This is a genomic window from Thioalkalivibrio sp. ALE20, assembly GCF_000381405.1.
Classification (GTDB): domain Bacteria; phylum Pseudomonadota; class Gammaproteobacteria; order Ectothiorhodospirales; family Ectothiorhodospiraceae; genus Thioalkalivibrio.
In genome coordinates, this window is the sequence record NZ_KB906471.1 from 538,614 (window position 1) to 558,461 (window position 19,848).

General features: G+C 68.3%; 17 protein-coding genes. 4 read left to right on the plus strand and 13 right to left on the minus strand.

Annotation, left to right across the window (positions count from 1 at the left end; genetic code table 11):
* Nucleotides 1–41: 41 nt before the first annotated feature.
* The 9 genes from F790_RS0102590 to F790_RS0102630 all read right to left on the minus strand — a co-directional run bounded on the left by F790_RS0102590 (nt 42) and on the right by F790_RS0102630 (nt 11,521).
* Complete coding sequence (locus tag F790_RS0102590) at nt 42–302, minus strand: hypothetical protein (RefSeq protein WP_018870123.1); 261 nt, start codon at nt 300–302, stop codon at nt 42–44.
* A gap of 59 nt (nt 303–361) precedes the next feature.
* A complete protein-coding gene (gene tldD / locus F790_RS0102595; protein ID WP_019021325.1) occupies nt 362–1,801 on the minus strand; it encodes a metalloprotease TldD in 1,440 nt (479 codons plus the stop codon).
* A gap of 109 nt (nt 1,802–1,910) precedes the next feature.
* Entirely contained in the window at nt 1,911–2,741 is an 831-nt protein-coding gene (locus tag F790_RS0102600; RefSeq protein WP_019021326.1) for a carbon-nitrogen hydrolase family protein, read from the minus strand.
* Nucleotides 2,742–2,776: 35 nt separating this feature from the next.
* Nucleotides 2,777–6,676, minus strand: a complete 3,900-nt coding sequence (locus F790_RS0102605; RefSeq protein WP_019590759.1) for a YhdP family protein — start codon at nt 6,674–6,676, stop codon at nt 2,777–2,779.
* 16 nt (nt 6,677–6,692) lie between these two features.
* A complete protein-coding gene (gene rng / locus F790_RS0102610) occupies nt 6,693–8,156 on the minus strand; it encodes a ribonuclease G (protein WP_019590760.1) in 1,464 nt (487 codons plus the stop codon).
* A 46-nt stretch (nt 8,157–8,202) separates the two neighbouring features.
* Nucleotides 8,203–9,336 carry an AI-2E family transporter gene (locus F790_RS0102615; protein ID WP_019590761.1) on the minus strand — a complete coding sequence of 378 codons (1,134 nt, stop codon included), beginning with the start codon at nt 9,334–9,336 and terminating at the stop codon, nt 8,203–8,205.
* Nucleotides 9,333–9,857 (minus strand): hypothetical protein, encoded by a 525-nt coding sequence (locus tag F790_RS0102620; protein WP_019590762.1) that lies wholly within the window; start codon nt 9,855–9,857, stop codon nt 9,333–9,335. The genes F790_RS0102615 and F790_RS0102620 overlap by 4 nt, the downstream gene beginning before the upstream one ends.
* The gene (locus F790_RS0102625) at nt 9,854–10,600 is read right to left on the minus strand and encodes a type 1 glutamine amidotransferase (protein WP_019590763.1); all 747 of its coding nucleotides are present in this window, start codon (nt 10,598–10,600) and stop codon (nt 9,854–9,856) included. The genes F790_RS0102620 and F790_RS0102625 overlap by 4 nt, the downstream gene beginning before the upstream one ends.
* Nucleotides 10,601–10,612: 12 nt before the next feature.
* A complete protein-coding gene (locus tag F790_RS0102630) occupies nt 10,613–11,521 on the minus strand; it encodes a LysR family transcriptional regulator (protein WP_019590764.1) in 909 nt (302 codons plus the stop codon).
* Nucleotides 11,522–11,666: 145 nt separating this feature from the next.
* Here F790_RS0102630 and F790_RS0102635 point away from each other — a divergent pair, with 145 nt between their 5' ends.
* Nucleotides 11,667–12,239: a hypothetical protein gene (locus F790_RS0102635; RefSeq protein ID WP_019590765.1), complete on the plus strand. Its 573-nt coding sequence runs from the start codon at nt 11,667–11,669 to the stop codon at nt 12,237–12,239.
* 36 nt (nt 12,240–12,275) lie between these two features.
* On the opposite strand, the gene F790_RS0102640 is transcribed toward F790_RS0102635, so the two are convergent.
* The 4 genes from F790_RS0102640 to F790_RS0102655 all read right to left on the minus strand — a co-directional run bounded on the left by F790_RS0102640 (nt 12,276) and on the right by F790_RS0102655 (nt 16,905).
* The gene (locus F790_RS0102640; protein WP_018871131.1) at nt 12,276–12,566 is read right to left on the minus strand and encodes a hypothetical protein; all 291 of its coding nucleotides are present in this window, start codon (nt 12,564–12,566) and stop codon (nt 12,276–12,278) included.
* A gap of 107 nt (nt 12,567–12,673) precedes the next feature.
* Complete coding sequence (locus tag F790_RS0102645) at nt 12,674–14,344, minus strand: BCCT family transporter (protein WP_019590766.1); 1,671 nt, start codon at nt 14,342–14,344, stop codon at nt 12,674–12,676.
* A 34-nt stretch (nt 14,345–14,378) separates the two neighbouring features.
* Complete coding sequence (locus F790_RS0102650) at nt 14,379–15,551, minus strand: putative zinc-binding metallopeptidase (RefSeq protein ID WP_019590767.1); 1,173 nt, start codon at nt 15,549–15,551, stop codon at nt 14,379–14,381.
* A 64-nt stretch (nt 15,552–15,615) separates the two neighbouring features.
* Entirely contained in the window at nt 15,616–16,905 is a 1,290-nt protein-coding gene (locus F790_RS0102655; protein WP_369773025.1) for a lipase family alpha/beta hydrolase, read from the minus strand.
* 249 nt (nt 16,906–17,154) lie between these two features.
* Between F790_RS0102655 and gdhA the strand changes: the two genes are divergently transcribed.
* The 3 genes from gdhA (at nt 17,155) to F790_RS0102670 (ending at nt 19,702) form a co-directional block, all read left to right on the plus strand.
* Nucleotides 17,155–18,504 carry an NADP-specific glutamate dehydrogenase gene (gene gdhA / locus F790_RS0102660; protein ID WP_019590769.1) on the plus strand — a complete coding sequence of 450 codons (1,350 nt, stop codon included), beginning with the start codon at nt 17,155–17,157 and terminating at the stop codon, nt 18,502–18,504.
* Nucleotides 18,505–18,860: 356 nt separating this feature from the next.
* A complete protein-coding gene (locus tag F790_RS0102665; protein ID WP_019021337.1) occupies nt 18,861–19,181 on the plus strand; it encodes a hypothetical protein in 321 nt (106 codons plus the stop codon).
* A 2-nt stretch (nt 19,182–19,183) separates the two neighbouring features.
* Entirely contained in the window at nt 19,184–19,702 is a 519-nt protein-coding gene (locus F790_RS0102670) for a hypothetical protein (protein WP_231372012.1), read from the plus strand.
* Nucleotides 19,703–19,848 lie beyond the last annotated feature (146 nt).

Below are 19,848 nucleotides of genomic sequence, written 5' to 3' on the forward strand. Positions count from 1 at the left end.
GCCCCACCAGGGGCGGGCACGGACCCCGTGTCGAGGACGGACTAGACGCGCGCGCCGTGCTTGTGGACCGCGCCCACGTTGCCCCAGCGTTCGAGGTCATCCACGTGCACGCCGACCCAGTACAGCATGCCCACGCTGTCGCGGGTCCAGCCGCCGATCAGCTCCTGGCCCTCGCCCAGATTGACGTGGCGGGCGAATTCCTCGGCCTTGTCGCGGGCCCGGAACACGTGCCACTGCACCACCTTGTCGTGGCCGTGGCCTTCCGGGAGGGAGCGTTCCTGTTCCAGAAAATCGGTATTCATGCGGCTCTCCTTTTCTTGCTCGCCAGATCCGGTCCGGTGACGCCCCGGACGCTGCCGGGTCATGCTGCCTGGGTGCCCCCGACGGTCATGCCGTCGATGCGCAGCGTGGGCTGGCCCACGCCCACCGGCACGCCCTGCCCCTCCTTGCCGCAGGTACCCACGCCGGGGTCGAGCTGCATGTCGTTGCCGACCATCGACACGCGGGTCAGGACATCCGGACCGTTACCGATCAGGGTCGCACCCTTCACCGGCCGCGTCACCTTTCCGTTCTCTATGAGATAGGCCTCCGAAGCCGAAAACACAAACTTCCCGGAGGTGATGTCCACCTGACCGCCGCCGAAATTGACCGCATACAGGCCGTCTTCCACCGAACCGATGATCTCTTCGGGATCGGCGGAACCGCCCAGCATGTAGGTGTTGGTCATGCGCGGCATGGGCAGATGGGCGTAGGACTCGCGCCGACCGTTGCCGGTGGTCTGCGTGCCGCTCAGACGCGCGTTGAGCTCGTCCTGCATGTAGCCGCGCAGGATGCCGTCCTCGATCAGCACGGTTTCCTCGGTGGGGTTGCCCTCGTCATCCACATTGAGCGAGCCGCGGCGCCCGGCCAGCGTGCCGTCGTCGACGATGGTGATGCCCTCGGCCGCGACCCGTTCGCCAATGCGTCCGGCGAAGGCGGAGGTGCCCTTGCGGTTGAAGTCGCCTTCCAGGCCGTGGCCGATCGCCTCGTGCAGCAGCACGCCGGGCCAGCCCGGACCGAGGACCACTTTCATGCTGCCGGCCGGGGCATCCACCGCCTCGAGGTTCACCAGCGCCTGACGCACCGCCTCGCGCGCATGCGCAGCGGCCTGACCGTTCTCGATCAACTGGCGATAACCGAAGCGGCCGCCGCCGCCGGAGCTGCCCGATTCGCGGCGTCCGCCCTGCTCGACAATCACCTGGACGTTCAGGCGCACCAGCGGGCGCACGTCGGTGGTCAGCTCGCCGCGCGCGTTGAGCACCATCACCACCTCGCGCGAGCCGGCCAGCGAGCACATCACCTGGGTCACGCGCGGATCGGCGGCGCGGGCCTCGGCGTCGACCTCCTTGAGCAGGTCGATCTTCTCCTGCTCGCCCAGGGAGTCGATGGGGTTGTCGGGCACGTAAAGCTCGCGCGAGGGCGTGCGCCCCTGCACCGCCATGCCGCCGCTCTGGCCCGCTCGGGCGATGCTGCGCGCGGTGCCCGCCGCCTCCAGCAGGGCGGGCATCGCGAGATCGTCGGAATACGCGAAGCCGGTCTGTTCGCCGCGCACTACGCGGATGCCGGCACCGCGCTCGATGTTGAAGCTCGCCGACTTGACGATCCCGTCCTCCAGCGACCAGCCCTCCTGGCAGGCGAACTGGAAATAGCAGTCACCGCCGTCGATGCCCTGGCCGAAGGTCGTTCCGACCAGGCGGGAGAGTTCGGACTCGCCGAGACCGGCGGGATCCAGCAGGGTCTGTCGGGCCAGGTTGTCGATCATGCATCCCTCGATTGGGTCGTTTTCGTCAGTATGATGCTTGGGGCCCGGGCAACGCTTTCAAGCCCGCGAGCCGCGGGGGCTCTCGCACCCCGCACGCGCTCCGGCAGGCTCACTCCGGAATGGCACAGCCCAGACGCCGATGCGAGACGGTCGGGAACACGGTCCGCATGCGTTCCACCTCGCGGCCGTCGATCTCCCCCAGCAGCACCCCGGGGTTGCGCCCCAGCTCCCCCAGTACGCGGCCCCAGGGGTCGATCACCGCACTGTGGCCCCAGGTCTCGCGACCGTTCACGTGGAAACCGCCCTGGGCCGCGGCCACTACGTACATCTGGTTTTCCACTGCGCGGGCCCGCAGCAGCACCTCCCAGTGGGCCTGGCCGGTCTGCGCGGTGAACGCCGACGGCAGCGCGACCCATTCCGCACCCTGGTCCAGCAGCGCACGGAACAGCTCGGGGAAGCGCAGGTCGTAGCAGATCGCCAGCCCCAGACGCCCCGCCGGGGTGTCCACGGTCACCACCTCGTCGCCGGGCTGATACACCCGCGACTCGGTGTAGGCCTCGTTGTTGTCGGGCAGGTGCACGTCGAACAGGTGGATCTTGTCGTAGCGCGCCACCACCTCGCCGCGATCGTCACAGACCAGGCACGCCGAGCGCACGCGCCTGCCGTCCGGCGCCCGCAGCGGCAGCGTGCCCCCGACGATCCAGACCCCCAGGGCGCGCGCCTGTTCGGCCAGGAAACGCTGCAGCGGGCCCTGACCGTCGGGGGCCTCGGCGATGTCGAGGACATCGGTCTCCTGCATCCCCATGAAGGCAAAGTTCTCCGGCAGTACCAGTACGCGGGCGCCCTGCTCCGCCGCCTCGGCCATGCGCCGGCGGGCATCCGCCAGATTGGCCTGCGGCTGGGTCCCGGATGCCATCTGAATGGCGGCCACCGGTGTCATGCGCGCTCCTTGTCGTGATTCCGATTCATCAGTGTTCAGTCCTCTGCCGGTTCCACCCGGGTTTCCACCCGCGGCCGCTCCCACGGCCCGGTCACGCGATACTCCACCCGGGCCGCCTCTTCCATTTGATCGCCGATACCCAGCACGCGTTCGAGCAGCAGCACTGCGGCTCCGGTTACCGGGCCGCCCAGCAGGGCCCCCGCGATCGGCAGTGCCGTACGCAGTCGCGGTACGACCACGATTTCCTGGTCGTATTCGCGTGCCACGAGGTTGGTGTCGCCCCGCACCCGGATCGCCGCGGAGGCGGTCTCCAGACCGAGCTCCGGCACATGCAGCACGCCGTCCGCCAGCCGGGCATTGCCCTGCAGTTCGCTGAAGGCCAGGCCCTCGACGAACAGGTCGCGGAAGTCCAGACGCAGCCGCTGCGGCAGCAGGTCGAGGCTCACCAGACCCAGCAGCCGCCCGGCGCCGGGCTCGACATCGGCGAGCTCGCCATCGCTCAGGGTCAGTTCCATGGTTCCCTGCAGGCGCGCCAGGCTCGGCCGGAACAGAGCGCCGGGCCATTCCAGCTGCACCTCGGCGGTCCCCTCGCCGCCACGCAGGGCGCGGGTCAGCCCGCTGGAATCCAGCCCCTGCCCCCAGTCATCGCCCTCCAGATCGAGTTCCAGGCGACTCCGGCCTCGCCCCCCGGCATCCACATGCCAGCCGCCGCGGCCGGCCGCACGGATTCCCGGCTCGGGACTGCGCAGCACCAGGTCCCGCAGGGCCAGACCGTCGGCATCGGGGATCAGGTCACCACGGATGTCGGCAAAACGGTAATCGCCCAGACGCAGACTGTCGAGGGCAAGCCGCACCGACGGCCAGTTGCGCGGATCGCTCACCCCCTCCGCTGCCGGAGTCTCTTCGGGGGGCGAATCGGCGTCCGGTCCGCCCGGTTCCAGCTCGGGCAGGTGCACCTGTTCCAGCTCCAGCTGCAGGTGATCCCGCCGGTCGCTCGGGCCGTGGCGCCAGCCCAGGGTCCCCGCGAGCCAGTCGGAGCGACTTTCCACCTGCCAGCCACCGGGGTCGCGTACCGCGCGCAGTCGGGTCGCGGGCACACTCAGGTCATCCCAGTGCAAGGCCTCGCCCACACGCAGGACCACGCGATTCAGCGGCACGCCGGTGACCGCTTCCTCCGGGGCGTCGGTGCCGGGGCCGGCCACCTGCACGTTGCCCGTCCAGGGCGCCGCCTGCAGGGCCCGCGCCCAGGCCTCCGCGTCGAGCTCGGCAAAATGCCCTTCGACCACGGCGCCCTGCGAGGGCAGGCCGGGCGGATCGCCGGCGGCTCGCCCCAGGCCCAGCGCCAGCGCCTGCAGCGCCGGCCGCTGTTCGTCCTGCGGCAGCAGGCGCAGCCGCGCGTGCAGGACATCACCCAGACCCAGCCCCCCCACCGCTGGCCGCCGGTTGTCCAGCGGCAGGGAGACGGTCAGATCGCGTCGCTGATCCTCCGCCTTGCCCAGCGGGTCGGGCCAGTCGATGGCCACGCCCTCCAGATCCGAACGCAGATCCAGGCGCATCCCGTCCATCCCGCCCCCCAGGCTCAGTTCCGCGTCCCAATGGGCGCGGCCACTGGCATGGGCCGCCAGTTCCGGGATCCCCTCCAGCCAGGGCTCGAGCGGCTGCGGACCACGCAGCCCCAGCCGGGCGCGTTCGCCGTCCAGCGGCCAGTCGATGTCCAGGGCCACCCGTTCGCCGTGCACCCCTGCCTCCAGCCCCTCGGCATGCACCCGGTCCGCGGTATCGAAACGGATCTCGCCGCGCAGTCCGTCCAGTGCGACCGGCCATTGCGGCACGTTCAGGTCCAGCCCCTGCGGCCGCAGCCGCCCGGCCACCCGCAGGTCATCCATGCGATCGCTGTCCAGCGGCAGCAGGAGCTGCAGGTCCAGGCCCGCCGGGCCGGCGGCCTCGGCCCCGTCGCGCAGCTCCGCCAGCTCGTCGCCCAGCCCGGCCCGGCGCAGGTATGCGAGCAGATCGGCCGCATTGCTGTCGGCCGACGCATCCAGTTCGAGATCGGGCTCGCCGGTCATGTCAGTCACGGTGACATCGCCGCGCGTGATGCGGGTGTCGAGGATACGGCCCCGCGCACCCTCGGTGCGGAAGGCCTCGTTGCGAAACCACAGACGCCCCGCCAGTTCCTCCGCCGGCGGCCAGTCCTCCTGATAGTCCAGCACTCCGTCCTCAATGTCGGCCCACAGATCGAACACCCCCTGGTGGTCCGCAAACGGGAATTCGAGCGGGCGCCCCCGGTAGGCCATGCCCCCGCCGGTCCCCCGACCGTCGACGATGCTGCGCGCCAGCCATTGATAAGTGGTCGCCGGGAGATAGCGCTCGGGCAGATAGCGAGCGGCGTAGGCCCCGTCGGCATGATGAATGTCCATCGCCATGGCCAGCAGCGGCCCCTGTTCGTGACCATCCAGGCGCAGTTCTCCGCGCAGCGAAGCCGCCCCCTGCTCGGCCCGGACCTCCAGCCCCTCCCCGGCCACGGTCCAGTCGTCCGGCGCATGCCGTCGTGCATGCAGCTCGCCGCGCAGGCGGTCCAGCCACAGGATCTCGTCCCCCAGCACGCGCGGGAACTCCGCACGCAGGTGTTCGCCATCGAACGTGGCGCCGGCCTCGTCGGTCTCCGCGTCCCACCATGCACGCAGATCCAGGCCGCGCACCCCCGGCCAGTCGCCATCGGTGCGCAGACTGAACGAGCGCAGATCGAGCTCCGCCTCGCGGATCCGCAGACGGTCGTCATCGCGCCGCGCCACCAGCGTGCCGTCCGCCAGCCGGCCGCGCGGACGCAGGCGCGCCACAGGGTCCGCCAGGGCGGGCGCCGCATGATCCAGCAGGGGCTTGAACGGGGCATAGACCTCGGCATCCAGCCCGCGCGCGGCCAGCTCCAGCCGGTCCACCACGGCGCCGTGCGCCCCCGTCTCCAGGCGATAGCGCATGCGCAGGTCACCGGAGCCGGGCCGCGTGCCGGTCCAGGCGGAGCGGTGCCAGGCATCGTCCACGTGCCAGTCGAAGCGGTGTCCGAGTTCGCGCTCGCGCGCGTCCTCGTCGCCGTTCAGCCGGGTGGTATGGAACCCGCGCAGGCGGGTGAGGCGACCGTCTTCCAGGTCACCCCAGATCCGCGCCCCGCTGGTGCCGTCGATCGCCGGCAGGCCGAGATAGGCCAGCCAGGGTGCCCAGTGAGCGATCTCCAGGCTCTGGCCCTCGAGGAAGAACCGGGCATCGCGAGCGGCGGACGCCGGGATCCGCACGCCCAGTTCGAAGCTTCCGGCGGCCTCCGGGTCCAGGGCGCCCGCCAGCCGCAGTAGGCCGTCGCCATCCGCGGCGCTGCGAAAACTCAGACGTTCCAGCCGGGCGGCCGACGTGATACCGGCAACGCGGTCCTCCCACACCAGCGAGATCGCCTCGCCATCGAACTCCGGCCAGGCCTCCAGCGCATGTTCCAGCACCGCGCCCTCGCCGGTACCCATGGTGTGGCCATGGAAGGTGACCCGCCCGTCCGCCTGGCGGACCAGACGGGCCTCCATGCCGATGGCCTGCAGCCGCAGGCGGGGCGCCCACGCGCGCAACGACGCCACCGGATCCAGGGTGGCCCCGACCCGTTCGACCTTTAGGGGCTCGGCATCGCCATCGACCACGTGCACCCCGCGCACCACCAGCTCGGGGGTCCAGCCGCGCCAGCCCAGCTCCACCGACTCGGCCCGCACCTGCATGCCGGAGGTTTCGGAAGCGGCCGTTTCCAGGCGTTCGTGCAACCCGTCCCAGTGCGGCAGGAACAGCCGCAGGCCCAGCAGCACGAGCATCAGCAGCAGGACCACGACCAGCAGCGCAGGCAGCAGCCCCCGAGCGATCGTGCGCAGCCTGTTCCGGGCGTACCCGGTTCGCTCCGCTGCATTCACGCTGGACGACCTCCCGTCAGACAAACACGACGTCGAACTGCTCCTGGGTGTAGAGGGTTTCGACCTGGAAACGGATGGGGATGCCGACGAAGTTCTGCAGCTCCGCCAGGCTCGCCGACTCCTCGTCCAGCAGCAGGTCGATCACGCTCTGCGAGGCCAGCACCCGCAGCTCGCGGGCATCGTACTGGCGCACCTCCCGAAGGATCTCGCGAAACAGTTCGTAACACACGGTTTCGGCCGTCTTGAGATACCCCCGGCCGCCACAGGTGGGACAGGGCTCACACAACTGGTGTTCGAGGCTGTCGCGGGTGCGCTTGCGGGTCATTTCCACCAGTCCCAGCGGCGACACGTCGCAGATCTGGGTCTTCACGTGGTCGCGCTCCAGCGCCTTCTCCAGCGCGCGGATCACCTGGCGCTTGTGCTCGTCGTCCTGCATGTCGATGAAATCGATGATGATGATCCCGCCGAGATTGCGCAGGCGCAGCTGGCGACCGATGGCCTGAGCCGCCTCCAGGTTGGTCTTGAAGATGGTCTCCTCGAGCTTGCGGTGGCCGACGAAGCCGCCGGTGTTGATGTCCACCGTGGTCATCGCCTCGGTCTGATCGAAGATCAGGTAGCCACCGGATTTCAGCTCGACCTTGCGCTCCAGCGCACGCTGGATCTCCTCGTCGATGTTGAACAGATCGAAGATCGGCCGCTCGCCGGGGTAGTGCTCGATGCGTTCGGTCAGCTCCGGCAGATAGCGCCGGGAGAAATCGACGATCTTCTGGTAGGTCTCGCGCGAGTCGATGCGGACCCGTTCCAGGTCCACCCCGACCATGTCGCGCAGGATGCGCTGAACCAGCGGCAGGTCGGCGTACACCTCGGTCCCGGCGGGCGCGCTGCGCGCGGCTTCCTGCAGGCTGTCCCAGATCTTCTTCAGGAATGCGGTGTCGGTACCCAGGGCCTCGTGGTCCGCCAGCTCCGCCGCGGTACGCACGATGAAGCCGTGCTGCGGGGCCAGTTCGTCGCGCAGGGCCTCGACCTGTTCGCGCAGACGGGCACGCATGGCATCGTCCTCGATCCGCGTGCTGACCCCGACGTTGTTCTGGTTGGGCATCAACACCAGATGACGGGCCGGCACGGTGATGTAGGTCGTCAGGCGCGCGCCCTTGGAACCCATCGGGTCCTTGGTCACCTGCACCAGCAGCTCCTGCCCTTCGTGCAGCAGATCGCGGATCCCTTCGCTGCCCCGCCCCTCGTCCTCGTTGCGCGAGATCACGTCCGAGGCATGCAGAAAGGCGGTGCGGTCGCGACCGATCTCGACGAACGCGGCATCCATCCCCGGCAGCACGCGCACCACGCGCCCCTTGTAGATGTTGCCGACGATGCCCCGCTGACGCGCGCGCTCGATGTGCAGTTCGGTCAGCACGCCGTTCTCGACCAGGGCTACACGGCTCTCCTGGGGCGTGACGTTCATCAGCAGTTCGGTTCCGGTCATGCGGGGTCTTTGGTCGGCGTGTACGAAAAAGGAACGCGACTCCGCCTCAGGCGGAGTCGCGCGCGGGGGTCGCTGCGGCAGGATCCGCGTCCCCGTCGGACGGCGGCGGATCGCCCGGCGGGGATCCGGGTGGCAGGGACCGCGGCCAGGACTTGATCACCGCATGCACCAGGGTGGCCAGCGGGATGGCGAAGAACACGCCCCACAGGCCCCAGATCCCGCCGAAGATGAACACCGAGGCGATGATCGCCACCGGATGCAGGTTGACCACCTCGGAGAACAGCAGCGGCACCAGCACGTTGCCGTCGAGGAACTGGATCACGCCATAGGCCACCAGCACCCAGGCGAACTCGGAACTGAGGCCGAACTGGAAATATGCCACCGCCGCCACGGGGATGGTCACGACCGCGGCACCGATGTAGGGGATGATCACGGAGATGCCGACCATGAACGACAGCAGCACCGCGTATTCCAGCTGAAACCAGTTGAACGTGGTGAAGCTGACCACCCAGACGATCAGGATCTCGATGAACTTGCCACGCACGTAGCTGGCGATCTTCACGTTCACCTCGCCCCAGACCTCGCTGGCCAGATGGGTATCCCGAGGCATGAACCCCCGGATCCAGCCGAGGATCTGGTCACGGTCCTTGAGCATGAAGAACACCATCAGCGGGACCACGATCAGGTAGATCACCACATCCACCAGGTGGCGTGCGGAGGCCAGCGAGAACGTCACCACCTGCTGTCCCAGCTGGGTGGCCTCGGCGCGGATCGCGCCCATCAGCTCGAACACCTGTTCGTCGGTGATCAGCTGGGGATAGCGCTCCGGCAGCTGCAGCAGCAGTTTCTGCCCCTCGGAGATCATGCCCGGCAGTTCGCGCACCAGCTGGGTCACCTGCTGCGACATCAGCGGCACCACGCTGAACAGCGCGGCCAGCGTGGCCAGCAGTGCTCCCAGCAGCACCAGTATCACCGCGAGGATGCGCGGCACCCGCAGGCGCTGCAGCTTGGCCACTGCCCCTTCCAGGAGATAGGCGATGATCACGCTCGCCAGCAGCGGCGCAAGGATGCGCCCGGCGAACACGATCACCAGGAACCCGGCCAGCAACAGCATGGCCAGGATCACCACCTGCGGATCCGTGAAGTGCCGCCGGTACCACTGGCGGAGCATGTCGATCATGACGTCGGGCTGTCCTTGTCGTTGCCGCCGCGATGCGGGTCCTCGGCCTGCACCCTGGCCTGATAGTGCGACCAGAATACCGTTTCCAGTTCGTCGATGACCTCTTCGGCCTCGCGGCCCTGCATCACGTGCTGGGCCATCAGGGACGAGGCCTCGTTGAGCAGCTTGCCGCGATCCAGCATGTAGTAGGTGGCGGTCAGCCGGCGCATCGCCTTGATCACCGACTCGCCCTCCGGCCGCGGGATGGGCTCGGGTTCCGGCACGCCGGCGGGTTCGGAGGCAGCGGCAGGGTCAACGCCCTCCTCGCCCGCCCCGGCACCATCACCGGCACCGTCACCCTGGGCCTCGAGAAAACGCGCGAACTTCAGCAGGCTCGCCCGATCCGCCTCGGACAGGCGCGCGGCCACCTCGGCGATTGCCTCGGTGGTCGCGTCACGCCGCCGCCCGCCCTGGCCTCCGGCCAGGACCTGCCCGAGGTCCCCGGGCAGGCCGGCGCCCGTCGAGCCCTTCGGCGGGATCATCCATCACCCTCGATCTGCAGACTGAACACGGGCATCTTGCGCCGCTCCTGCATCAGCGACAGCTGCTTGACCAGAGCAACGAGCAGTTCGTCGGTGACCTGCTGCATCTGGTTCCATTCCATGCGCGCCTCGCCGAGCAGTTCGCCCATGTTCGGCGGCGGATTGTGGTCGCCCTCCATCAGGATATCCTCGAGCATCCCGGGTTTGGCCTCCGGACGGAACAGCATGCCATAGGTCAGCTCGTCGGGCCGCACCATCAGCCACTGGCCATCGTCATCCACCATGATCGGTTCCAGCCCTTCGGGCAGCTCCACCGAGCCGTGGTGCAGCTGCAGCACCCGGTGGCCGTCCACCGCCTCGGCCACCGGGTCACCCTCGCCGGCCGCGGTCTTGTGGGCGGTGGTGAAGCGCGCCACGTAGGGCGGCTCCTCGCTGGCCGTACCTCCGGCCTGCTCGGCCACCAGCAGTCCGCCCATGCCAAGACCGACCACCGGGCGCTGCGAGCGGCGGAAGATGTCGATCAGGGACAGTTCGTCCGCGACCTGCGGGTTGTTCTCGCGGTCCGCCGTGGGCCAGGCCCCGCCCAGCAGCCACAGGCCGTCGAACTGGGCCGCCGACCCGGGCAGGTCCTGCCCGACGAAGGGGCGGTAGTAGGAGAATCCGATGTCGCGCTTTTCGAGCTGAGCCTCGATCAGGGCCAGGAACTCGGAATAGGTGTGCTGTACTACGCAGTAGTTCTTCATCGCACTTTGTCCTTATTTGGGCATGTCGGGGCCGGGCCGGCAGTAGTCCTGCAGGAACTGCTTGAGCACCTCCAGCGTCGGCACCCGGAATTTCTGTCGCGCATGGACCAGCGAGATGGGCCGTTCCAGCGCGGGATCGAGCGGGATCGCCGCCAGTTCGCCCAGGGCCAGTTCCTTGGCCACCACGGCCTCGGACAGCACCGAGACCCCCATACCGGCGGCAACGGCCCCCTTGATGGCCTCGGGGCTGCCCAGTTCCATGCAGCCGCGCAGGGCGTTGCGGTCGTACCCGGACTGCCCAAGGTACTCCATGATGACCTCGCGGGTCCCGGAACCCTCCTCACGGCATATGAATGGGGCGTCGACGAAGGCCTCCACCCCGACACTGTCGCGTCCGGCGAGCGGATGGTCGGGCGGTACCACCAGCTGCAGACGGTCACTGAAACAGGCCTGCACCTCCAGACTGCGATGGGTCACCGGCGCCTCGACGATACCCAGGTCCACGCTGCCTTCCTCGACCATGCCCACCACCATGCCGGTGTTGCCCACCCGCAGGCGGATGCCGATCTCCGGATGCGCACGGCGGAACGCCCCCAGCAGCGACGGCAGCATGTATTCGGCCACCGTGGTGCTGGCGCCGATCACCAGCGCCCCGGCGGCCCCCTTCAGCTCGCGCAGGGCGGCTTCCATCTCGCCGTAGGTATCGAAGATCCGCTCGGCGTAACGCCGCACCAGTTCCCCGGCTTCGGTCAGGGCCACCCGGTTGTGGTTGCGATCGAACAGCCGCGCGTCCAGCTGCTCCTCCAGCTGGCGGACCTGAAAGGTCACCGCCGGCTGGGTCATGTGCAGGCTCTCCGCCGCCCGGGTAAAGGACAGCTGCCGCGCCACCGTCAGAAACACCTGCAAGCGTCGATCGGCCATCGGCCCCGTTCACCCCTTCGCGCGCAAAAACGCCATGCTACCAGCACCTGTCCGGCACGGCAGATGCGGACGGGGCGGCCCGCAAAGGCCCCGCGCCGGACCCACGCAATCGCCACCGCCGTCTCGGGTGGCTAGACTCCGCCCCATGAGCAAGGCCTGGAAGAAACTCGATCTGGAAGGTGGCGGGCTGCAGGCGGTCAACGCCCGGCTGGCCAGTACCATGCGCTCGCGGCCGGCGGCCTATGGCGCGTGGCTGCTGTTCCCCGTCGGCGGGCACCGTTTCTATCTCCACGAACCCGTCGGTGCGGTGGCGTTCATCGCCGGCAGCGCGGCCACCGCCGCCCTCGCCGTATTCGCACCCGGACTCTGGTGGCTGCTCTCGGCGGCCCCGGTCGCCGCGCTGGCGGCCTTCGATCTGATATGGATCGACCGCCGCGTGACGCGCTACAACAAGGAACTGCGGATGCGGGCCTTCCTGCGCAAGGGCAACCGCCCGCCGCAGGACTATCGCGGGCGCTACACCTCCGACGAGGACGCCCGGCGCGAGCTGCAGGAATACCAGGAGGTCAAGGAAGGCGAACGCCCGGGCCAGCCGGGCCCCGCCGGTGCCAACGACCGCGATCGCGATGCCGGGGGGAAACGCCGCATGCCCAGCTTCAACGAACAGGAGGCGATGCTGCGGCAGATGCGGCAGCGCCGTCAGGACGACGAGGACTGACCGGCCGCCCCGGCGTCCCCGTCGCAAGCGCCCGGCTCAGTCGTCGCCGGGGCGCCACACGCCGCTGGCTTCCTGCGGCGCAGCGGGCTGCTGCTGCTTCTGGCCTTCCACGTCGTCGAACACCGATTCGGTGAAGGCGGCGAGCTGCTTGAGGTAATCCTTGCGTTCATCCACCGACTCGGGCATCTGCGCCAGCAGAAAGCCGGTGATCGCACTCAGATACTGCACGGCCACCAGCGGCTGCTGGGCACGCGGGTCGGCCTCGGCCAGCACGCCCTGGACTTTCTGGATCAGTTCACCGGACAGCTGCAGGGTTTCGTCGCTCATGTAGCGGTCTCCGTTCGCGCTCTGAAGTTTTCGTGGGATTCGCGACGGGCACCCTAAGCCATGCCCGGGCGCACGGAAAGTCCGCCCTTGCAGCGGCGGGCCTTTGGTCAGCCCTGGCGCGACCGCCAGCCCTCGTCATCGCGTTCGGGCGAGTCCTCCGCCAGCGGGGCGTCGTCCTCCACGTCGAAATCCTCGTAGGCCCGGTCGGGCGGCACCTGCCACGGCTCGGAGGGCACGATGTTGTGCTCGCCCGGCCGCGGCGCCCAGCGCTCCTCCTCCAGCCCGCGGATCAGGCCGACGATCATAACCAGCATCACCAGCGAGAACGGCAGGGCCGCGAGGATGACCGCGCTCTGCAGCACCTCCAGTCCGCCGGCCAGCAGCAGCACCGCGGTCAGCAGGCCCATGGCGCCACCCCAGGTCGCCAGGTGCACCGTGCGATGTTCGGTGGAGCCGTGCGCCAGCAGGGTGTTGATCACCACGATGCCGGCGTTCGCGGAGGTCAGCAGGTAGGTCGCGATCAGCACCGTGACCAGCAGGCTGCCGCCGATCGCGATCATCCCCGGCTCCAGGGTCTCCATGGTCAGGAAGGTCGCGCGGGTCATGTCCTCGCTGACCGCGGCGGCGATGCCGGCCATCCCCTCGGACTCGGCGTACAGTGCGGTCCCGCCCAGCAGGCCCAGCCACACGAAGGTGATCAGGGTGGGCACCAGCAGCACGCCCATTACGAACTCGCGCAGGGTGCGCCCGCGCGAGATACGCGCGATGAACAGCCCGACGAACGGCGCCCAGGCCAGCCACCAGCCCCAGTAGAAGACCGTCCAGTCCGCATGCCAGCCGTCGGTATGGTGGGCATGGGTGTACAGCGACAGCCCCATCAGGTTCTGCAGATAGGAGCCGGTGGACTGCACCACCAGCGCCAGCAGGTACTGGGTCGGCCCCCAGATCAGCAGCAGCGCGAGCAGCCCTGCGCTGAGCCACATGTTGGCCTGCGAGATCCGCTGCACGCCGGACTGCAGCCCGGTCACCACCGACAGCACCGCGATCGCGGTGAGCACCGCGGTAATCACCACCTCGGTGGTCGCCGAGGTACCCATGCCCGTCAGGTGATCCAGCCCCGACCCCAGCTGCTGGATGCCCAGGCCCAGGGTAGTGGCGATGCCGAACACCGTCGCGAGGATCGCCAGCAGGTCGACGATGTCGCCCGGCCAGCCGTGCACGTACTTGCCCAGCATCGGATGCAGGGCCGAACGCAGGGCCAGCGGCTGGCCCCGGCGAAAACCGAAATACGCCAGCATCAGCGCCAGAAGCGCGAACACCGCCCAGGCGTTCAGCCCCCAGTGGAAATAAGTCAGCACCATGGACATGTCCGCCGTCGCCGGGTCGCCGTCGCCGGCCACGAACGGATTGCCGCCGTAGTGACTCAGCGGCTCGGCCACCGCCCAGAACAGCAGGCCCACCCCCATGCCCGCGGCGAACAGCATTGCCAGCCAGGACAGGGTGGTGAACTCGGGGACCTCGTCGTCCCGTCCCAGGCGCACGTCCTTGTAACGGCCGATGCCCAGCCAGATCACCAGGACCAGGAAGAAGGCCATGGCGGCGACGTAATACCACTCCAGCAGGGGGCTGAGGAAATCGCGCGCGCCGCTGACCGCGGCATCCACCTGATCGGTGCGGTAGATCGCCAGCGCCACGATGATCAGCACGGCAACGATGGAGACGAAGGCGACACGGGGGTTCAGGCCCTTGAACGGACCGCGGGTGGCAACGTTGTACATGGTTCCCCTGGTTTCCGGATCCGATGCGGGCGGGTCAGGCGGACGACCGCCGGGGCGTGAACGACTCGCCGGCCGGGCTGGTCGCGCATCCCGGCCCCGCACGGTCGCGCGCGGCCCGAATGATCGCATGGACCCACCGCAGCTTCGCAATCGCGGCCGGGGTCAGCGTGAACGGGTAGATGTGGCCATGCCCCATGCTGCGGTTGAGGCTGTTGAGGGCATTGGTCAGCGGCAGCCAGTGATCCATCAGGGTATCGATGTCCGGGGCATGATAGGGATCGTAATCCGGCGCGTGGCTCATCGCCGAGCCGGCCAGCCCCTCGGCGCCAACCTCGAGGCCATAGGCCCGCGCGGTGTCCAGGGTGTCCACAATGTGCAGATAGTGCGCCCAGGTCTCCGCCCAGTCCTCCCACGGATGGGCACTGGCATAGGCACTGACGAAGCGCTCCTGCCAGTCGGCCGGCGGCCCCTCGCGATAATGCCGGCGCAGCGCGGCATCATAATCGGCGCGCTCGTCGCCGAACACCCGGCGGAAATCCTCGTGCGCCGGGCCACCGCGCACCAGGCGCTCCCAGTAATGGTGACCGCTCTCGTGGCGGAAATGTCCGAGGATGGTGCGATAGGGCTCGGCCATCGCCTCGCGCATGCGCTCGCGCACCGCCGGATCGGCCTCGGCAATATCCAGGGTGATGAGACCGGCGGCATGCCCGGTCACCACGCCACCCCCCTCCTGAAACGCCGGCGCGGTGGACGCCAGGAAATCGAATGCCAGGCCCGCGGGGTCATCGCGCCTGGGCGTCACCGGCAGGCCGAGCCGCAGCAGGCCATAGACCAGACGCCGCTTCTCCGCCTCCAGACGCGCCCACAGCGTCCGGTTCCCGGGAACACTCAGATCGGGGATGGTCCGGTTGAGACGGCACGCGCGGCAGAACGGATCCGGATCCGACTCCGGCACCATCCAGTTACAGATGCCGTCCACCGCATAATGCCGGCACTGCCGATAGCGCGGGCCGTCCGGATCCCCGGCCACCTGCCACCATCCCCCCGCGACCTCGCGGCCCTGCCGGTCGGTGCCCGTCCCGACCGGGGCCAGGGCCGCCACCCGCATGCGGTCGGGCAGAAAACCCAGGCGGTGGCCGCAGCGGGTGCAGCGGGTATTGTCGAAATGAACCGCAAGGCCACAGGCCTCGCACTCGAACAACTGCATGGATCTTCCCCGCCGTTCCCGGTCTGCCGGTACCGCTCCAGAGTACGCCCTCCGGCGCCCCGCGTCAGGGCCCCTCGAGCAGTGTCCGCACCCGCTCAAGGGTTCGTGGATGCTCGAGGATGCCCGCATGCGTGGCATCCACCCCGTAGAGACTCGCGGCCGCCGCCTGGGCCTCCGGCCGCAACATGCTCTCGAGGCTCACCACACCGTCGGTGAGCTCGCGGCTGCGCCCGCTGTCCCGGCGATGCGCAAACAGCAGATGGGTCTCGGCCGGAATCCCGGCCGAGCCGGCGAACAGACCTTCCAGAAATTCGCTGCCCGGCGCCATGTCACGCCAGACCGGCACCACGACCGGCGCATGCGCGACCCCGGTCGCGGCCATCCGGTGGCCACCCCAGGGCGTGGCCAGGGTCACCAGGCGCGGCACCCGGGCAGGCGCGCCACGGCGCTCGCGCTCCAGCAGGAAACCGCGCGCCACCAGGCCGCCCATGCTGTGCGCCACCACCTGATACCGCTCCAGGTCGTGGCGCAGCTCCAGCTCTTCCATCACCTGGGCCAGGTGCACCGCGGCCGCTTCCAGCGGGACACCCGACGGGTAGTAATATGCCCAGGGCTGGAAATGGCGGGTATCCAGATCCTCCACCAGCGCCTCGAAGGAGACGGGCGAACCGTTCATGCCGTGGATGAACAGCACCGGCTCGCGCGCGGGGTCGTAGGGACCATCGAGGAAATACACCCCGGCGTAGCCATCGCGGACGAAATCCAGCGGCCGCCACTGACTGGCGGCGGCAGTCGCCGGATCGAATCGCGGGTCCGCCAGCGTGGTGACAAGACCGAAGGCCGTAACCCGCCCGAGGCTGGGCAGCGAATCATCCTCGTGTGCCGCCCGTTCCGCCGCCGCGCCCGGGAACGTCAGGCCGCCCTCGTCGAACGCCCCGTCGATTCGCCTCGCGGGATCGTCGACCCGAATGCGCTGGTCCAGGTAGCGCTCGCCCGCGCCGCAATCGAGCGTTGCACCGCGTTCCCAGGCATGAGCGGCCCCCGGCACGGCATCCGCATCGCGGCCATCCTGCCAGTAGCCCAGCACCGACCACACGCCCGGTTCGAGGGCAAAGAACCACTGCCCGCCGGACCCGGTGAGCACGTGATCCACCACCTCCGGCGGCAACCCCTCACCGCGCTCGCGCACCGCCAGCACCACGTAGGCCCCGTCGTCCGAATCCTTGCCAAGCTCTCCGGCCCCGGCGATGCGGCCCTCCAGTACGCAGGCGCCCTGCATCGCGGCAAACTGGCCGCGCGCCTCCAGCAGGGTGCAGCCGGTCCCGGCCACCGCCACGGCCAGCAGCACCGGCATCCACGCAAGCCGCCACATCACCCGGCGGAACACGTCACCCCCCCTGCCCGCTCATCCATGGTTTCATCCTCCGGCCCGGCCTACGGCGGGTCCCCGACGCTTCCATTCCGGGCATGTTCCCGCGCCACGCGCCGGCCGTCCAGCCCGCACCATCCATGTGCATTTTGCACCACAAAAGAGCAGACAGGATTGTCCCGGATACCGGGTTATGCCTTAATGCGCGCCCATGATTCACACAGGAAGACACGCATGAACGGAAGTCTCGACGAGAAACTCGAGCCGATCTATCAGGAAGTCCTGCACCGCAACCCGGGCGAGACGGAGTTTCACCAGTCCGTGCACGGGGTGCTGCAGACCCTGGGCCCGGTTCTGGTCAAGTACCCGGAATTCGCCGACCTGAAGATCATCCAGCGCATCTGCGAACCGGAACGCCAGATCATCTTTCGCGTGCCCTGGCAGGACGATCGCGGCGAACTCCAGATCAACCGTGCCTTCCGCGTGCAGTTCAACAGCGCGCTGGGGCCGTACAAGGGCGGCATCCGCTTCCATCCGTCGGTGTATCTGGGGATCGTCAAGTTTCTCGGCTTCTCCCAGGTCTTCAAGAATGCGCTTACCGGGCTGCCGATCGGCGGCGGCAAGGGCGGCAGCGACTTCGATCCGAAGGGCCGCTCCGACGGCGAGATCATGCGCTTCTGCCAGAGCCTGATCACCGAGATGTATCGCTACCTCGGCGAATACACCGACGTCCCCGCCGGCGACATCGGTGTCAGCCAGCGCGAGGTCGGCTACATGTTCGGGCAGTACAAGCGCCTGACCAATCGCTTCGAGTCGGGTGTGTTCACCGGCAAGGGTCTGGACTGGGGTGGCAGCCGCGCGCGCACCGAGGCCACCGGCTACGGTGCGGTGTTCTTCACCCAGGAGATGCTGAAGGCCCGCAACGATTCCCTCGAAGGCAAGCGGGTGGTGATCTCCGGCGCCGGCAACGTGGCGATCTTCGCCACGCAGAAGGCACAGCAGCTGGGTGCGAAGGTCATCGCCTGCTCGGACTCGCGTGGCGTGATCCTCGACGAGGACGGCCTGGATCTGGACCTGCTGCGCCAGATCAAGGAGCGTGAACGCGGGCCGGTCTCGGACTACGCCGAACGCAAGCCGAGCGCGAAATACCGCGAAAACGGCTGCATCTGGGAGATCCCCTGCGAGGTCGCCCTGCCCTGCGCCACGCAGAACGAACTGACCGGCAAGGACGCGAAGGCGCTGGTCGAAAACGGCTGCATCGCGGTCGCCGAAGGCGCCAACATGCCGGTGACCCCGGAGGGCATTCAGACCTTCCGCGAGGCGGGCATCGCGTTCGGTCCGGGCAAGGCCGCCAACGCCGGCGGCGTGGCCACCAGCGCGCTGGAAATGCAGCAGAACGCCAGCCGCGACTCCTGGACCTTCGAACACACCGAAGCACGCCTGCAGGAGATCATGGCGAACATCCACCAGACCTGCTTCGAGACGGCCGAAGAATACGGCTCACCGGGCAATTACTCGGTCGGCGCCAACATCGCCGGCTTCGTCAAGGTCGCCCGCGCCATGGAGGCCATGGGCCACATCTGAGGTCCCGGGGTCGACAGTTCCAGCATGCCGGCCACGACCAGCAGCAGGAACATCAGCACCGCGCAGGTGGCACTGACCACAAACGAGCCGATGCCCGGGCCCGATTGCCTCTGCTCGGGCATCGGCCGTTGTGCAGGCGCAGCGGGGGTACGCCAAAGCGTCCCGGAGGAGCACCCCCCGGGGGCGGCCTGGTTCAGCGCTTCCATGGGGGAGGCACAGCTCACCAGAAAGCCCGCGACCTGCGGTGACCACTTCTGACGGAAAGGGTGGCCTGCAGGGCGAGTGAGGCAAGCTTGAAACCGATTCGGACCGAACGTAGGGTTGACAACATAGCAACAGCCAAAAGGAGATTGGCGATGAACCACGACGACCGGGAACGGATCTCCACGGTGATCAACTATTTCTGGGGTGAAGACACCGCAGCGCCCCATGCTGTAACCCGGAATGTCGCGAAGGTTGCCTTGGAAGCGCTTCAGGAAGCTCAGTCCTGCACAGCGGCAATGGACATGGTTCCGCGCCCTGGCGCTACCAAGGCGGGGCCCCGTTATGCGGCCAAGCAGCTGGCGAAGATTGGCAAGCGCATTGCCTCTGGCGATACGTCCCAGTACGAGACCTGCCGCAGTCAGGTCGCCGTTGCGTACAAGTCGAGAATCAATATGGCGCTGATGGGGTTGTGATCATGAGCAAACGACTTGCTTCGGTCGCACTTGCGCTTTCGTTCACCCTCATGCTGGCCAGCCCCAATGCGACATCAGGTGACCAGCTGACACTGTCATACTCCGGACAGCAATACCTGCTTCCTCCGAACCCTGTTGCCATAGGGTCAGCGGGGGGCAAGGACAATGTTCTGATCATCAAGTACAGCGAAAAGTCCGGAAAGGACTATATCAGCCTCTCCCGGGGGGGCAACCTGGAAACCGGGGCATGTAGTTATCCCGATTTCTTCCGGTCGACCCTGGATTCACAGGCCGAAGATAGCTGTGCAAACTCGGCCATCGACGCCTTCCGGCGGATATTCGTCGCCGACGCGGAAACGGACGTTTGGGAGGTCTCGGGCCATCTCCACTACTACTTCCGCACGGCCGATCATGGCACCTTCGTTTTCTCGGTGATCGACGACCATGCCATCATCGTGATCGACACCGATTTCATGGAAGAACAGGAACTGCGACACGCCCTGACCGGGCTGGCAGAGTGATGCAATTCCGAGGCAAGAGGATTACTGCATCATGGGGTAGGGCACTCCAGCACGCCTTATACCTGACTCGGCACCACTGCTGAACGTGCAACCCGTTGCGGACGCAGCAGCCCCCGGTCAGCAAACAATAATTATCGTTTCCCCGC

What these genes read in the sequence shown, in the direction of transcription:
- F790_RS0102590 (WP_018870123.1), bottom strand. Translation starts at nt 302, where the DNA reads ATGAATACCGATTTTCTGGAACAGGAACGCTCCCTCCCGGAAGGCCAC.
- tldD (WP_019021325.1), bottom strand. Translation starts at nt 1,801, where the DNA reads ATGATCGACAACCTGGCCCGACAGACCCTGCTGGATCCCGCCGGTCTC.
- F790_RS0102600 (WP_019021326.1), bottom strand. Translation starts at nt 2,741, where the DNA reads ATGACACCGGTGGCCGCCATTCAGATGGCATCCGGGACCCAGCCGCAG.
- rng (WP_019590760.1), bottom strand. Translation starts at nt 8,156, where the DNA reads ATGACCGGAACCGAACTGCTGATGAACGTCACGCCCCAGGAGAGCCGT.
- F790_RS0102615 (WP_019590761.1), bottom strand. Translation starts at nt 9,336, where the DNA reads ATGATCGACATGCTCCGCCAGTGGTACCGGCGGCACTTCACGGATCCG.
- F790_RS0102620 (WP_019590762.1), bottom strand. Translation starts at nt 9,857, where the DNA reads ATGATCCCGCCGAAGGGCTCGACGGGCGCCGGCCTGCCCGGGGACCTC.
- F790_RS0102625 (WP_019590763.1), bottom strand. Translation starts at nt 10,600, where the DNA reads ATGAAGAACTACTGCGTAGTACAGCACACCTATTCCGAGTTCCTGGCC.
- F790_RS0102630 (WP_019590764.1), bottom strand. Translation starts at nt 11,521, where the DNA reads ATGGCCGATCGACGCTTGCAGGTGTTTCTGACGGTGGCGCGGCAGCTG.
- F790_RS0102635 (WP_019590765.1), top strand. Translation starts at nt 11,667, where the DNA reads ATGAGCAAGGCCTGGAAGAAACTCGATCTGGAAGGTGGCGGGCTGCAG.
- F790_RS0102640 (WP_018871131.1), bottom strand. Translation starts at nt 12,566, where the DNA reads ATGAGCGACGAAACCCTGCAGCTGTCCGGTGAACTGATCCAGAAAGTC.
- F790_RS0102645 (WP_019590766.1), bottom strand. Translation starts at nt 14,344, where the DNA reads ATGTACAACGTTGCCACCCGCGGTCCGTTCAAGGGCCTGAACCCCCGT.
- F790_RS0102650 (WP_019590767.1), bottom strand. Translation starts at nt 15,551, where the DNA reads ATGCAGTTGTTCGAGTGCGAGGCCTGTGGCCTTGCGGTTCATTTCGAC.
- F790_RS0102655 (WP_369773025.1), bottom strand. Translation starts at nt 16,905, where the DNA reads ATGCCGGTGCTGCTGGCCGTGGCGGTGGCCGGGACCGGCTGCACCCTG.
- gdhA (WP_019590769.1), top strand. Translation starts at nt 17,155, where the DNA reads ATGAACGGAAGTCTCGACGAGAAACTCGAGCCGATCTATCAGGAAGTC.
- F790_RS0102665 (WP_019021337.1), top strand. Translation starts at nt 18,861, where the DNA reads ATGAACCACGACGACCGGGAACGGATCTCCACGGTGATCAACTATTTC.
- F790_RS0102670 (WP_231372012.1), top strand. Translation starts at nt 19,184, where the DNA reads ATGAGCAAACGACTTGCTTCGGTCGCACTTGCGCTTTCGTTCACCCTC.